10 protein-coding genes and 1 pseudogene are annotated in these 14806 nt (G+C 68.5%); 5 read left to right on the top strand and 6 right to left on the bottom strand.

The window, feature by feature from the left end; translation table 11 throughout:
* A partial coding sequence (locus AOK17_RS16145; RefSeq protein WP_206190769.1) for a hypothetical protein occupies positions 1 to 1214 on the top strand: 1214 nt, incomplete at its 5' end.
* A 63-nt stretch (positions 1215 to 1277) separates the two neighbouring features.
* Here AOK17_RS16145 and AOK17_RS16140 read toward each other — a convergent pair.
* Positions 1278 to 1463 (bottom strand): hypothetical protein, encoded by a 186-nt coding sequence (locus AOK17_RS16140; protein WP_055613165.1) that lies wholly within the window; start codon positions 1461 to 1463, stop codon positions 1278 to 1280.
* Positions 1464 to 1892: 429 nt separating this feature from the next.
* Between AOK17_RS16140 and AOK17_RS16135 the strand changes: the two are divergent.
* From AOK17_RS16135 to AOK17_RS16130, 3 genes and pseudogenes are all read left to right on the top strand, one after another.
* A pseudogene (locus AOK17_RS16135) lies at positions 1893 to 2909 on the top strand (ISAs1 family transposase); the annotation flags it as partial.
* 400 nt (positions 2910 to 3309) lie between these two features.
* Positions 3310 to 4758: a hypothetical protein gene (locus tag AOK17_RS50765; RefSeq protein ID WP_245697181.1), complete on the top strand. Its 1449-nt coding sequence runs from the start codon at positions 3310 to 3312 to the stop codon at positions 4756 to 4758.
* A 380-nt stretch (positions 4759 to 5138) separates the two neighbouring features.
* Entirely contained in the window at positions 5139 to 5744 is a 606-nt protein-coding gene (locus AOK17_RS16130) for a hypothetical protein (RefSeq protein ID WP_157881340.1), read from the top strand.
* Between the two features lie 464 nt (positions 5745 to 6208).
* On the opposite strand, the gene AOK17_RS16125 is transcribed toward AOK17_RS16130, so the two are convergent.
* The 5 genes from AOK17_RS16125 to AOK17_RS16105 all read right to left on the bottom strand — a co-directional run bounded on the left by AOK17_RS16125 (position 6209) and on the right by AOK17_RS16105 (position 12107).
* Entirely contained in the window at positions 6209 to 7027 is an 819-nt protein-coding gene (locus tag AOK17_RS16125; RefSeq protein WP_055613163.1) for a hypothetical protein, read from the bottom strand.
* Positions 7024 to 7902 (bottom strand): hypothetical protein, encoded by an 879-nt coding sequence (locus AOK17_RS16120; protein WP_157881339.1) that lies wholly within the window; start codon positions 7900 to 7902, stop codon positions 7024 to 7026. Before AOK17_RS16120 ends, AOK17_RS16125 begins: the two co-directional genes overlap by 4 nt.
* Before the next feature lie 185 nt (positions 7903 to 8087).
* Positions 8088 to 9116 carry a P-loop NTPase family protein gene (locus AOK17_RS16115; protein ID WP_055613161.1) on the bottom strand — a complete coding sequence of 343 codons (1029 nt, stop codon included), beginning with the start codon at positions 9114 to 9116 and terminating at the stop codon, positions 8088 to 8090.
* Positions 9117 to 9204: 88 nt separating this feature from the next.
* A complete protein-coding gene (locus AOK17_RS16110) occupies positions 9205 to 11391 on the bottom strand; it encodes a Mu transposase C-terminal domain-containing protein (RefSeq protein ID WP_055613160.1) in 2187 nt (728 codons plus the stop codon).
* A complete protein-coding gene (locus AOK17_RS16105) occupies positions 11391 to 12107 on the bottom strand; it encodes a TnsA-like heteromeric transposase endonuclease subunit (RefSeq protein WP_157881338.1) in 717 nt (238 codons plus the stop codon). The genes AOK17_RS16110 and AOK17_RS16105 overlap by 1 nt, the downstream gene beginning before the upstream one ends.
* A 475-nt stretch (positions 12108 to 12582) precedes the next feature.
* Here AOK17_RS16105 and AOK17_RS16100 point away from each other — a divergent pair, with 475 nt between their 5' ends.
* Positions 12583 to 14763 carry a helix-turn-helix domain-containing protein gene (locus AOK17_RS16100; RefSeq protein ID WP_055613158.1) on the top strand — a complete coding sequence of 727 codons (2181 nt, stop codon included), beginning with the start codon at positions 12583 to 12585 and terminating at the stop codon, positions 14761 to 14763.
* Positions 14764 to 14806: the final 43 nt, after the last annotated feature.

Genomic DNA, 14806 nt, shown 5'->3' with positions numbered 1-14806 from the left:
GCCCTGCCCCCACCCACCGCACCCAGCAAGACGCCGTCTATAGCGCCAACCTGCTCCTGCTGGCTGTCCTGATCCACACCACTCTCCATGCCTCCACCCTGGTGGGCAGCAGCAACACGGCCGACCGGTGGCGCCGCCACACCCTGCTGTGGCGTTCGCAGTTCAGCGACGGATCCTGGGACGCCTTCACCCGTACCCTGGCCGCCGAGCCCTTTACCGATCCCGCCACCGGACACAGAGACCTGCGTGTGGGCCTGTCCACCCAGCCCGAACAAGAACTCGCCTGGACCGTCAACCTCGCCACCCCGGACGACACCATGGCGCAGACCTTGCAGCATCTCGACGGCGTCGCCCCAGCCGATCTGTACCGGTCGGCGGCCTTCGCTTACGACCTGGGTGCACAGCACGTGCTGCACGCCGTGGCACCGGTCCTGCACCAGATGCCCGCCGCCCTGGAGACCTACCACAGGGTCGACCGCACCCGCAGCCTTTCCCTCGCACACGCGCTGATCTCCCTGCTGTACCGGCCCGCCAACGATCCCTGGCCGCCCGGCACCCCCTACACCGAACTCCTCCTGATGCTGCGGAGCCTGTCCGGCGACGAACGCCTGCTGGCCGCGGACATCCTGGGGCGCCACCTTCTCCCCGCCGCCGCCAACCTGCCCTCGGCCACCGTCATCGACATCCTCGACCAGCTGACCACCATCCAGTTCACCAGCGCCGGCGGCCTGTCCGCCCCGACCTGGCTGGTCCTCGCCCAGTGCGTCAACGACCTCGTCGGACGTCCGGACATCCCGCACGACCAACTGGACCGGATTGCACGCCGCTTCGGCCCCGATGCACCCGCCCTCGATGCCAGCGGCGACCCACTGACCCGACTGCTCTGCCTGTTCACCGAGGCCCAGACCAGCACCATGTGGCACGCTGCAGATCACCCACCGGGCCAGGCAGCACTCACCGAAGGCATCACCCTGCTGGAACGCATCCCCCACCCCAGACCGCCCCAAGCCGTAGTCGGCCTGCTCCGCCTGGCCCGCGACCTCGGCGCCGACGACTGGCTCGCCCAACGCGCCGAGCCGTTGCTGAAGACACTCACCCGGAACGGACTGCACCGCCTGCGCCCCACCGATGTCGACTGGCTGCAGCCCCTCGTACACGACACGACCCTTCTGGACGAACTGAACCTCGTCACCCGCCGCTGGCGGCAGCAGTGACGGGCCGGCACAGGTGCACGCGTGCCTTGCCGCCCGTCTTCCGGCCGCGTCCGGTTCGTGTATCTACCGGCTGCAGTAGACGGTGAAGTCGCCGGCGCTGGTGTCCCGGACGAACTTCTCCGCGCCCGCGAGCAGCAGGAGCTGCTCGTCGGTGGCCTCACGGGCCTGAAGGCCGGGCTGGAAGATGACCGTGTGGAAGCGGGGCCGCAGCAGGCGGGCCTGATCCCGGAAGGTGGAGCCGCACGACATCTAGATGAGCACTGCTCGTTTGCCCGCTCAATCAGTGCCTTCGAGTCGCTGACACGCACGCTGTCGGGCGGGCGGCGGCCCCGCGGACCCACGCCGAACTGGAGAAACGCTTGGAAGAAGCGGGGCGGGAGCTGCTGTGGCAGCTCGTCCGGGATCATCTGGACCTGCGTGCCCGCAGGGAAGAGGACGCACCACTGGGACCCGGAATGCCTCCGACAGTCACCGGCCCGGACTGGCGCCTTCGGCTGTGGCGGGACACGTACGCGGCCGAGGGTGTCTCCTTTCCATGCGATGGGGACAGGGCTTCGGCGTAGTCGCCGGGCATCCGGTTCATGACGGTCTGCCAGGTTGATAGGCCGGGGAGAGCGGAACAGGCACGGACTCCAAGATCATGGAGTTCTCGACGCCCCGTGACCTGCCTGGAAGACCGTGCCTGCCGAAGCATCATCGCTGATCCCGCCTGCCCTTGACCAACTCCGCGAGCATCCCGAGGTCGCGCCGGAAGAAGTGCCCGGACTGCTGGACCGCCTCGCTCAGGTGCCCGATCCGCGTGGAGTTCGCCACGCTCTGGTCGGCGTTCTTGCCCTGGTCGCTTGTGCGGTGCTGGCGGGGGCAACGTCGCTGCTGGCGGTCGGCGAATGGATCGCCGACGCTCCGCCCCATGTGCTGGAACACGTCGGTGTGCGGTCCGACCCTCTGTTCCCCCAACGGTCCCTGCCTGCGGAAACGACGGTCCGACGACTGCTGGCCCGGATCGACGGCGACACGCTGGACCTGGCGGCCGGCCGCTGGCTCGCCGACCGCCGCAACCGAGCCGAGGGCCGGCTGCGCGGCCTGGCGGTCGACGGCAAGAGCCTTCGCGGAGCGGCCAGGGCCAACGGCCGCAAGATCCACCTGCTCGCAGCCCTAGACCACACCACCGGCCTGGTCCTGGCCCAGCTGGACGTGCAGGAAAAGACGAACGAAATCACGTGCTTCCAGCCGCTGCTGGAATCCGTGGCCGACCTCGCAGGGGTGGTCGTCACCAGCGACGCCATGCACACCCAGCGCGAGCACGCCGACTACCTTCTCGGCCGCGAAGCCCACTACATCGTGATCGTCAAGGGAAACCAGAAGAAGCTCCGCAAGCAGCTCAAGTCCCTTCCGTGGACAGGGATCCCGTTGCAGGGCCGCATGAGGGGCACCGGCCACGGACGCTCGGAGATCCGACGGATCAAGGTGGCCACGGTCAACGGTCTGCTCTTTCCCGGGGCCCGGCAGGCCGTCCAGATCAAGCGCCGTCGCACCGACCGCAAGACCGGCAAGACCACCATCAAGACCGTCTACGCCGTCACCAGCCTCACCGCGGAGCAAGCCGACCCCGCCCAACTCGCGACCCTGATCCGTGATCACTGGCAGATCGAAGCCCTGCACCACGTCAGAGACACCACCTTCGCCGAAGACGCCTCTCAGCTGCGAACAGGCAACGCACCCCGGGCGATGGCCACCTGGCGTAACCTCGCCATCGGCGCTCTGCGGCTGGCCGGCGGACCAACATCGCCGCCGCTCTGCGACACAACGCCCGCAACACGGACCGCCCGCTCACCCTGCTCGGGCTCAAGTGATCACGAAACGGACGCCCGCCGACTACGCCGAAGCCCTGGCGATGGGGACCCGTTGGGAGCAGCAGGTCAAAACCCCAAGCCTTCCTTGCTTTGCTGCTGCCTGATCATTTACTGAAGAATCACCGCAATGCATTGGCCGTTGTTAGCAGCAACATCCGCGCTGCGCGACCCGCTAGCAGCCTTCGCAACCGGAAGCGTAGATTGCCTCACTCACATTGACCGCAGTATCTGTCGAGTGCACGATGGCTGTACGACCGCTGGGCGAGGCGAATTTTCTTTGGGGCTCGGAACTGGTGATCCATCGGAGGTGGACGATGCCTAGATCGCGAAAAGCTCCTAGAGCAAGGACCGCCTCGGCAGCACCACAGGACGCCGTCTCCACTGGCATCGGACCTCTTCGGCCCGGCGTCCCCGCTCTTACGATCCTGGAGACAGACTTCGTCAATACCCCACTGCCGAACCGTCAGGGTGACTGGGCAAAGAAATCGGTCCGCGGTCATGTGTTCATGGAGGTTCCAGGTCCGGCTTTCGGCTGGCAGAACCTCCACGATGCAGGTAACGAGTTCGACGTACCTTTGACGGGCCTGAGCGGGACGGTCGTTCAGGACCCGCATGTTTCAACGTCCGATATGCCGTTCCTTCATCCGTTCGGGAACGACTTCGAGTTCCATGTTGCGCCAGACGAAGCCTACGCGGACTTAGTTGCGCCAAAAATGAAAGACAACTTGTACATAGATTCGACACGGCGCGCGAAGACGCAGTTCAACCTGAACGCAGAAGGCGTCATCGGTATGGAGATCGAGTCAGGACTCGTCCCGACGGACTATCGCGCCCAATTGGGTGATCGGACATGCCTCTGGGGACGTTGGATCGTCGATGCGGGGCATGATGACTTCCACACCGAAATTCACTCTCCGCTAATTATGGTGAACGCGCGTCCCGGTCGTAGCAGGCAACAGAAACGGGCGGGAGGGAGCCAAGGGCGCGATGACGCCACTACGGTGGACATTCTTACCCGACCCTTCCTTGTGAGCCAGGACTTCGGCGATGGCGGGCTACTTGAGCATTTGATCAAGGAAGTGGCAAAGGTCGAAGGCATCGGACCCATCCCCCTGTCGACCTTAGTGGAGGCGCACCCGCAGCTCCTACCCACACCATTCACAGGACTGAACATCGTGACTTTCAAAGTGCGGCCTCCTGCGCCCCGCGCCGATCCCCGTGATCAGTTGTGGGTTGAGTTCAAATTTACGCGTCGCGACGACAGTACCGCCGTTCAGGTGCTGCGCGGGTCCGATCAGGATTCCGTTCGTGTCATTCTCGTGCTAAATGAGGCCGGCTATATTCCGCCGCCGGAGCCCCGCAGAATCAAGCGCCGATATAGTCTGCCTCAGATCAAGCAACTGAGCGCCAAGGCCGGTACGGTCATGGAAGGGATTATATTCTTCAATTTACTGCATGATCCGGCCAAGGCTTTCATTATTCATAGAGGTATTGAGACGCATGAGTATCCTAAATTGACGGCACCTCGCCTGGGTAGCGCCAAGCGTGTGCGAGTGGATCAACTGGGGCCGGTCGATACGATTATCGACAACGGTCAACCTTTCCCCATTGCTGGCAAACTCACCGTCGAATGGAGGCGCTTCGGGGTTGCCCCTTCTCAAGGGTCTGTGAAACGCGCAAGTCGTGGCTGAAACATCTGCGGGGGTGAACTCTGACCAGTGCCGCCGTCCGCAGTTCTTCTTAGTTTCTGCGAGACAGGGAAGGAATGTGGCCTGGAATGATTAGAGCTCGTGTCGAGATGGGACTGGCTGTCATCTTTGCCGCGCTTACGATAGTGACAACAATCTGGCCCACCTGGATCGAGACGTTGACGCGACTGGAGCCTGACGGTGGCAGCGGCGAACTCGAATGGATGATCGTCGCAGTGTTCGCAGCTTGTTTTGTCACGACAACGTTTCTCTCCCGCCGTGACTATCGCGCAGCAAACCTTCACCGATCCCAATCTGCTGCATCAGAACACACCTAAATTCCCAATCTTGCGACGCAGGAATAGCTGGAATCTACCGCTACCGTGTCCGATTCCTGTGGCCGCGTGATGACCTCATTAGGCCTGTTCCTGGTCCGGAGTGCGTCACCCCGTCATGGCCGGAGCGCGCCGGCGAGATGGTGCCCGTACGCAGTCGATCCCGGTCCCCGGGGACGTCCCAACAAGGCTGGCGGCACCGGCGAAGGCAAATCCGTTCAGGCCCACTACACCTACGCCCACGTCGATGAGGCGGGCGAGCCGATCCCGGACGGCGCCACCCACAAGATCCTCCTCGAGAAACACCTGTTCACGCAGGCCAACCCCGAACGTGCTGCCGACGAGCAGAAGAAACGCCGCCAGGAACAGGAGAAGCGGGAGGCAGAGCAGAAGATCACGCGGGAGGAACGGAACGAGAAGAGCCGCATCAACCTCCTCCACACCATCGGCGAGGCCCGCGCTGTCGTCGACCGCCTCACGGCAGAAGCCGCCGACTTTCCCTCCCCGCTGACGGAGCATCCGATGGGTGGCCGGGCGGATTGGAAGCAAGTCCACCAAAACCTGCGCGACCTTGAGGAAGCACTGCTCGACGTGCGCCCGCCGGCCGGGACCGAGCCCACACGGCTTCGCGATGCAGACCGGCGGGAGGTGTGACGATGCCTCCGCACACGCTCACCGCGGACCAATCAATCGTCAAGCGCTGGCGCCTTGTCCTCGCAGCCATCCCGATTCAGAAGGCCCTCGTGGACCCGAGTGCCACAGCGGACCCAGTCGTCGCCTGGCCGGTCGGTCCTGCGGACCCCACAGCAGGGCTGCCACTTGGCCCCGCCCTGTATCTCATGCTCGACGCGGCCTACCGGCCCCGATACTGCGGCCGTACGACCCAGTCGCTGACGGCCCGTCTTCGGGGACACCGTCGGACGCGCCCGACCGAAGCTGCCCTTTGGCGATGGGCCCTGGCTGTCGCCGTTCGTCATGAGGCGCAGTCCGTCGCGCGAGCGGAGGAGTGGATGCGAGCAGCCTTGACACCACCCGGTAACAAGATCCGCGCTGCGGGGTGGGCCCATCCTCGGCAGTAGCATGCTGCACCTGCAGATATAGCGACCTGAAGGGGGGAGTCATCGTTCCGATGACTCCCCCCTTCTGGAGCACCGGCTGGTGGCAGATGTGATGCAGCCCCAGGGGAGTTGGCTGGCGGAGGAGCGGTGGGGGCACAGGCTCAGGACACGGCCGGCCCCAGGTCGAGGGTGTTCTCGTCCGTACGGATGTAGGGGGGAGCGGCGTTGGAATGCCTCGTAGCGGGCCTGCATGTAGCGGACGGCTTCCTCAGGGGATGGCTCGGAAGGCGGTGCCGGCGGCCAGGCCTGGCGGGAGAGGTGGCGCAGTGCGAGGGCGACGGCGTCGCGTGGGTGCACGGGCGAGCTCGCCGCTTGGTGCTGGGCCGCAGCGCAGTGGTGCAGCAACGCCGGTTGCAGGCGGTGGAGTTGCTGAGGGTCGAAGATGGCCAGCACCCGGCCCGTGGTGTACGGGGGCGCCAGACGAAGACCGATGTGTCCGGCATAGCTGAGCAGGGGCAGGGAGTGCGCGTGGTCGTCGGGGACGGCACCGAGCACCTTGCTCCAGTTCTGTGCGAGCAGCCACCGTTCCATGGCCTGAGGCACGTCCACGGGTTTGTTGCCGGAGGCGGTGCTCACCACGTGGTGGATCACGCTCCAGTACTCCTCCTCGGCGTCCAGGCGGGCCTGTTCGAGGTTGGTGACAAAGCTCGAAAGCACCTCAGCGGGCAGCGCGATACAGAGGAGCTGCCCGGTGCCGTGCCCGGCTCGCAGCGTCAGGTTGCCGTGGGACGAACCGATCTCAAGCGTGCCCACGACGACGGTACGGCGCCCGGCAGCGCCGGCACGCGAGCGGGGGCTGGTCTTTTTGCGCTTGCTCATGCGGCCGTTCTTGCTTCCTCGGTCCTGACGGCGGACGGTGCCAGGCGTCGTACGGTGACGGGCTGGTACTCAAGGGCCCGCGGCGCCATGTGCTCGCCGGTGGCAGGCCTGCCACCGGCGGTGAGCGCTTCGAGGCGGGCGGGCAGGAGAGCCAGGAGCCGGGTGGCGGCCTCGCGGGCCTGTGTGAGCAGAGCCGAAGCGAGGTCGCGGTCGCAGTATTCGATGGTTTCGTACCAGCCGCTCTCCCGCAGCTGTTCGGCATCGTGTTCGGCGTGTGTCCACAGGAGTTCGACCTGGGCCGTGCCGGATCTGTGGGTGCGGACCGCGGTGCGCCGGGCCAGGTCCGGGTGGGTGCGCAGGAGGCTGCGCAGCTCCCCTTGAAGCAGGTGGGAGTCGATGAACCGGGTGACGGTCGGTGCGTCCAGATGCGAGGCCACGGCACCGGTGATGGTGGCCAGGTCCAGTCCGTCGTCGTAGGCCTTCACGACGGCCTTGCGGAGCCCCGCGCGGGCGTCCCACATGCCGCGGCTGGCAGCCCATAGGGAGTCGGCAGCCGCCTGCAGGCGCAGCGCTTCGCGGGCTTCGGTGATTTCCTCACACGATGCTTCGCGGGCTGTTGCCGGGCTGACGGCTGTCTGGTCGTTGATCTGGAGCCAGGCGCGGACCTGCAGGGCTGGCTGGTCGGTGTTCTCGTGCAGCACGGAGGGGAGATGGTCGTCCAGCATGTTCTGCACGAGGCGGTCGGCGTCCTCGGGTGTCTCGCCGTAGTCGAGGAAGACGCCTGGCGGCTCAGCGTCCGGTTCCAGGTGCTCGCACGGCTGCCACTCGGCGTCGGCTGCTGTCCTGGTCTCCATCCAGCATGCGTAATCAGGCATGGGCTCTCTTTCGTGAACAGGCGCATGAGCTGCGCAGTTGCGGCATTCATGCGGCTTTCGGGAGGTTTTCGGGTGGTGTGGGCGGCGGGCGGGTGAGGGACTGCGGCAGGGAGCTGGGTTTGTTTGTTGAGGCCGGCCGCGGGGCCTGCGGCCACGCGCGGCAGGCCGGTGCATAGAGGGGCGGGTCAGCTGCCCAGCAGCGGATCGTCGTCGATGCAGCCCACCAGCTGGCTGTCGAGGAGTTCGGGGGTGATGGCTTCGGTGCCGGTTTCGATGGCTTCCTGGGCGCTCTGGCAGACGAGGTAGGACAGCGGTTTCATGTAGCCGCCGGTGCGCCGGTGCAGGTGCGTGGCGAGTTTGAGGAGGTCGCCCGGGGTGTGCTGGTGCAGGCGCAGGCCGTCATCGAAGGACTTGACCACTTCGTGGAACAGGCCGTAGTCGTCGGCGCTGTAGGGGATCGGCAGGACCGCGAGGGTGGGGATGCCGCCGGATCCCTGGCCGGGCGGGACGGGCCGTTTTCCCCGCCGGGCCTCGTTGACGAGTTCGCGGGAGCCGGGCCCGCAGTAGACGAAGGAGACGTTGCACTCGGCGGCGAGATATCCGAAGTAGTCGAAGGCCGTTTTGAGTTCGGAGGTGTCCAGCCGGTCGATGCCGTCGACCAGGACCAGCCGGGTACCGCAGGTCTTCATGACGTGGCAGATGGGCCCGCTCATGTCGATGCTGCGCTGGCCGCTCTCGGGGTCTTTGGTGTGCTTATGGCCGAGGAACTCGGCGAACGGGATCGACATGTCCAGCTTGTTGCTCGGGGCCAGCGGGGTGTTGATGTGGATGACCGGGATCCGCTTTGCGTCGTACGGCAGTTGGTCGCGGAGGATGCCTTCGAAGATGCGGCCGATCTGGCGCAGGACGGTGGTCATTCCGGTCTCGCCCGGCCCGTCGACGGCCAGGTGCAGAGGGCCTTCGCTGCGCGGACCGCCGGCCAGCCACAGGCGTCGGGCGACGGCAACGGCCTTCTTCAGGGCCGGGGTCTGCACGGTGTGCATGGTGGCGTGGTAGCGGATGCGTGGATCGTTTTGGTCAGGCTCAGCGTCGGCCGGAGGGCAGGCGGCCAGGTCGGGCGGCACGACGACACGGTCCAGTTGGACCTGCCAGCCGATACGGGTCGTTGCTGGCAGAAAGAACAGGTCGGGGTCCGCGCCGGCAGGCGGGTACATAGGCGGTGTCCTTGGCGGGATGCTGTATGCCGACGAGAGGGGGCCTCGTCGGCATACAGAAGAAACGGAAAAAGAGAGATGGCGAGGGTCAGGTGGCCGTCTGCGGACCGCAGATGTCACCGGGCCGGGCGCCGGCGGGCGGCAGGCACAGCTGGCGCAGGCTGGTGTCCATGCTGGGCAGGCTGGCGATGTGCCGGTAGTCGGGGGCGGGGATGCCGCGGTAGGGGTCCTCGGCGGGCAGCGGGCCGACGCTCATCCCGCGGTCGACGGGCACCGGCTCGGGCACCGCGGTACGGGAGGGGCCGCGGCCGGCGCGCTCCAGCAGGGTGCGCACCACGCGGGCGATGGCGGCCTCGTCCCGGGTGCTGCCGCCCTTCTCCAGGTGGACGGCGGTGGCCTGGTCCCAGACGTGCTCGCTCCAGGCGTCGCCGATCAGCCGCTGGTAGACGTAACCCGCCTCCGCCCAGGTGCCGTTGCGGTGGTCCTCAAGCCACACTGTCTCCGGCTGGTGAGGGTGGTAGCGCACCGGCCAGCGCTGTCCCTTGCCCGGCCAGCCCGAGCGGGTGTTGCGGTAGCCGTTGAGGGCGCGGCTGTCGTAGGTGCGGTTATTGAGCCGGATCCCCTTCTCGGTGACCTTCACCCAGGTGGTGGGCAGCAGCCGCAGCCGGTCCTCGGCACTCAGGCGGACCGGAACGTAGCCGCTGCTGGCGACGTGGGCGGCGAACACCTGGTTGGGGGTGCGCGGCGGCATCGACGGCAGGAACGGGTTGCGCAGTTCGCTGTGCGGGCGCTGTTGCCAGCCCACGGCGATCCACTGCTGCAGGAAGTCGTTGATCTGGTCCACCCGCCACAGCCGCTCGACGGCGACGTTCTTGCCTCGGCGGCTCAGGTCCTGGCCGGTGTAGCCGGGCAGGAACTGGCTGAAGAGGCTTTTGACCGACCCGAAGGTCCGCTCCATGATCGCCTTGTGGGTAGGGGAGTGGTAGCAGGCCGGGCGCACGGAGATGCCCAGCTGGGCGCAGGCGTCCATGAAGGCCCGCCCGGCGAACACCTTGCCGTTGTCCATGACGATCATCTCCGGAATGATCACCGGCCGGGCCGCCGCGCCCTGCATGCGCTCGTCGGCCTCGACGAGCTGCGCGTACGGCAGGTCGGATCCCTCCGCGGCGGCCTTGGGCGACCAGTGCGGGCGCATCGGCTGCGGCGTGCACATCTCGGCGAGCAGCAGCAGCGCGTCCACAGCTTTGGTGGCCCGCCCGCCTTGGCGGCGCGAGCTGCCCCCGGTCTTGGTGCCGCTGGACTTGGGGCGGACGACCGCGGCGAGGACGGAACGGCTGACCACGTCGATGGCCGCGGTCAGTTCCAGTGAGACGACCCGTCCGGTCTCATCCAGCGCGAGCACGTCCAGCGCGGTGGTGTCGATCTGCACCTGCTCGCCCAGTGTGGTCGCCATGGCCAGGGTGAACGGCGGCTCGGGACGATGGCTGCCGTCGCGGCGGGCGGTCTCCTTCCCGCACAGGATCCCCAGCCGGTCCAGCAGCCGGTAGAACGTCGCCCGGGAAGGCACCAGCTGTGCTGTCTTCTTTTTGAACTTGCGCACGCACGCTCTCCTCAGCAGCTCAAACAACCGTGATCTGGTCCCCACGGACCGCTTCTTGTGCCGCTGATGCACCTTCCACAGCAGCTTCACCACCTGTTCGTCGACGCGACCGCGCGTGCTAGGGCCGCGCACCCGCCGCTTGTCGACCAGCCCCCACACGCCCTGTGCGAGCCAGGCCAGCCGCTTGCGCTCCACCGTGGCGGCCGACACCCGGTGATGCGCCGCGCACAGCTCCGCGGCCTTGGTCTGGTAGCGCTGCCGCAAGGTGGTGCGCGCGGGGTCGTAACACGCGCGCGGCGCGGTGCCGGGCGCGGCGAAGCCGGGCAGCCCGGTGTGCACCTCCAGCACATGGTCCAGCCAGAACTCGGCCTTCTCCCGGGCCGATTCGGGCAGCCCCTCCAGCAGCGCCGCTCCGCCCAGGCCCTGGCGCCCTGCCGCCTGCGGTGCGGCCAAAGCGGTGTCATCCGACGCGGCGTGCGGCGTGCCCAGCACCGCGAAGCCGGGGGAACGGGCCAGCGCGTCCAGGAACACGACGGCGTCCTCGCCGTCGGCGTGCTGGCTGAGCAGGTGCACGCTGCTGCCCTGCAGCGCAGTCACCAGGTAGGTCTCGCCGCGCCAGTGCACGGCATTGCCCACGGCCACGACGGCCGGCCGGGCCGGTGCGTGCCCCGCCATCAACACACCCCCGCAGGCGACCACACCAGGGAACGGGCGGGAACGAACGGCCTGGTCCAGTCGATGAGCAGCTCGCGCGTCCAGACCAGATGGAGTGCCCGGGCCACAGTGGGCAGTTCGGGCAGCCCGCTGGCCCGCACCCCGGCCGTCAGCGGCCGCGGCCGGGCGAACATCCGGTGCAACACCTGCGCGGTGTCCACATCGGCCAGCCGGGTATGCCGCCACCGCGACAGCCGCTGGAGATTGCGGGCCGCCACCGCATCCGCCAGTCCCTCGTGCACCCGCACCTGCCAGCCCGCCTGCTGCCCGGCCGCCCCGAGCAGCCGCAGCGTCGCCGCCCACCGGTCCGATGCACCCTCGCCGGGCCGACACACCACCAGCCGGGCCTGCCCGTCACCGAGCCGGGCGAAGAAGTCCGGCACATAGCCCTCAGCGTCCGGCCAGCCCAGCCGCACCGGCCAGGCCGCGAAGGTCACCACCTCCGGGTCCGCCTCCAGCGCCAGCGCCGCTTCCAGAGCGCCCAGGGTGGCGCACCCGGCATGCCGGGCCTGACCGGCCAGCCGCCACCAGGTGGCGATCGCCCGCCTGCCCTGATAACGCTGCGGCTGCCACACCGGCTCGAGGTCCTCCAACCGTTCCCCGCGCAGCGCACCCACCGGCCGCTCCAGCAGCCGACCGGCCCGGGAACGCACCTGCGCCCACACACGATCACTCACGACCACAACCCATCTCAGGACAGCACGGACACCGCCTCCTCCGGCCTCATGCAGATGAAGCACGGACGATGCAGACGATGTCCGAACACCCTGGCGGGCCAGCCCTCACCCGGAAAAGCGATTCACGTCGAACGCGCTCGAACGAGTGAGCGCGACACAGGTCCGCGCGCCCCTCGATCGTCAGAGCGAAGAACGCCCCAGAAGCCACTCCACCTGTGCCGATGAGTGACCGGAGAGGTATATGCAGGGGCGTAAGACAACACCTCGCGCGCGCCTCCCTCGAACGGCTGCACATCTGTACGTGTCGCCGGTCATATCGCAGCAGGTCAACTCCCTGCGACGCACCGGAGAAACGCTACTGCGCTATCCGAAAGGAACTCACACTTAAGGCATGCTGCGCTGTCAAGCGCACCAGCCAGGAGTCGAGCGGGGCGCATCCGACGGCAGAACACAAACAACCGGGGGAACTGGCCACGTGGACGGGCTGTTCGATCTCAACGACCTCACCGGCGGCACAGGGCAGCCCTCCGCAGGCCTGCCGGATCCCGCCGAACGGGGCAGACTGCGCCGCAGATCCAAGCTCTCCCTGCATCAAGTGGCCGACGCCTGCGGTGTCAGCGAAGCCACAGTCCGGGCCTGGGAGCAGGGCAGCAGCACACCGCGCGGACAGAACGCCGTCACCTACTGCCACCTCCTCAACGCCCTGGACGGACGGCTGACCGCCACGCCGGTGCCCCGGCCGCCGGCCGCCGAGGCGCCCGACTGGGCGGCCCTGGGCGCCCTGCGGCACGAGCTGCCCACCCAGGCGGCGGACGAGGCCGAGTGCTGGCGCTGCCAACAGCCCACGGCCCAACGCGTGGGAGAGCGACCCCAGCATCTGGGCACCCGCTGCCCGGCCCCCGCCACACCTCAGCCCGCGCCGACCGCAGCCCCGCCGCCTGCCGCATGCGCCCCGCAGCAGGCCGCAGCGCCCGCGGCCCGGCCGTCCGTCCTCCTGCCCGGACCCCGCAGCCCGCAGCCGCCGACTCCGGCCCGGGCGTGCCTGGTGTACCCGCCCCCGAGTTGCCGGAGCACCACCGACGGTCCCCTCACGGTGCTCGAAGCCGCCCCCCAGGGGCTGACGGCGCACCTCGCCGACGGCAACACCCGCTCCTGCCCGGCCGGTGACCTGCCCGCCCTGTTGGCCTGGACCCTGCGCCAGAACCTGGGCGCAGCGCCCCTGCGCCCCGAAGCCCTGCCCGCCGGGCCGCTGCTGGTCCTCACACCCTCGGCCGTCGCCCACCTGGGCCTGCCCGCCGCCGCACCGAGCGCCCCGCAACGCCATCCCCGCAGCGACCACCCGCTCCTGCGCCAGGCCCGTACCGTCGGCTGGCAGAGCGACCAGGAGGGGCTGGGCCCCTGGATGCGCCTGCACCCCAGCGCCGGCGACCCGGCCTGCGACAGCATCCACCTCGCCCTCACCGGCTGGGGCGCTCTCCACCACGACGCCTGGAACCTGCCCACCGGCCTGGACGCCGGCCAACTTGCCCGGCTACTGGGCCAGTACACCTCCCTGCTGCGCACCCCGCTGGGCCCGCCGGGTGCCTGCGGGCACCAGCTCATGAGCGACCTGCGCCCGGCCCCGCACCGCCACACCGCCACCCGCGCCCTGGTGGCCTCGGGCGTCCGCGGTGCACTGACCCAGGTCGTCGACCCGGCCCCCTGCGAAGCCCCGCCCGACCACCACCTCGCCGACGGCGCCGCGCAGGATCCGCCCGCCGACAGCGACATCCACTGGTGGCGGCCACCCACGGAACAGGAAGCCGAACGCGCGTACGTGGTGTGCCTGGCCGTGAACCTGCTGCACCTGGCCGGCAGCAACTCGATCCGCGTCGCCAACGGGCCCGCCGAACACATGAGTTATCCCGCGTTCGACCGCAAAATGCCTGGCAGCTGGCTCGTCGACCTCTCCGCCGCGCCTCACCACCGGCTGCTGCCCCCGCCCTTCGCCAGCAAGGGCCCGGCCTGGCACACCACCGCCGCGCTCGCCTACGCCACCGACCGCAAGGTGCAGTTCCGTCCCCTGGAAGGCTGGCTGCGCCCCGCTCCGGCCGTCCCCTACCTCGACCCCTGGTACAAGCGCATCCGGCTGGCCCGGCTCGCCGTCCTCGAACGCCTGGGCATCACCGAGCACATGGACACCCCCGACCTCTTGGCGGCCCTGCGCGGCCTGCCGCACGCCGATGCCGGCCAGCGGGCCCTGCTGCACGCCCTCCACGCCACCGCCGAAGACGCCTTCACCGCACTGGCCCAGCCCCCCACTCAGCCCGACCAGCTGGCCCCGGCCTCCTGGACCACCCCCGATCTGCCCACCTGGCGCCCCGACCTGCGCGCCGCCGTCGTCGCCAACGCCCGCGCCAACCTGCACCGCAAGCTGAGCCTCACCGCCCGGGACGGCTACTTCCCGCTCGCCGTCGCCGACGACCACGTCCTGTACGCCACCCACACCCCGCACCTCAGCGAGATCACCGAACAGCCCAACAGCGGCTACACGATCGGCATCGCACCCGGCCACGTGAGGCCCGTCGCCGCCCACCCCGTGCAGTGGCTGACGGACCGCTGTGCCGAAGGCATCAACGCCGCCCAGCTGCTGAAGGACACCTGCCCGTCATGGTGACCCTCGTCCGCCCCGCGCCCCCGCGCCCGAGCGGACCCCGGCC

This window comes from Streptomyces phaeochromogenes (assembly GCF_001418655.1).
GTDB classification, from domain to species: Bacteria; Actinomycetota; Actinomycetes; order Streptomycetales; family Streptomycetaceae; genus Streptomyces; species Streptomyces phaeochromogenes.
The sequence above is the reverse complement of the archived record's forward strand: the minus strand, read 5'-3'. Positions and strand labels throughout refer to the sequence as shown.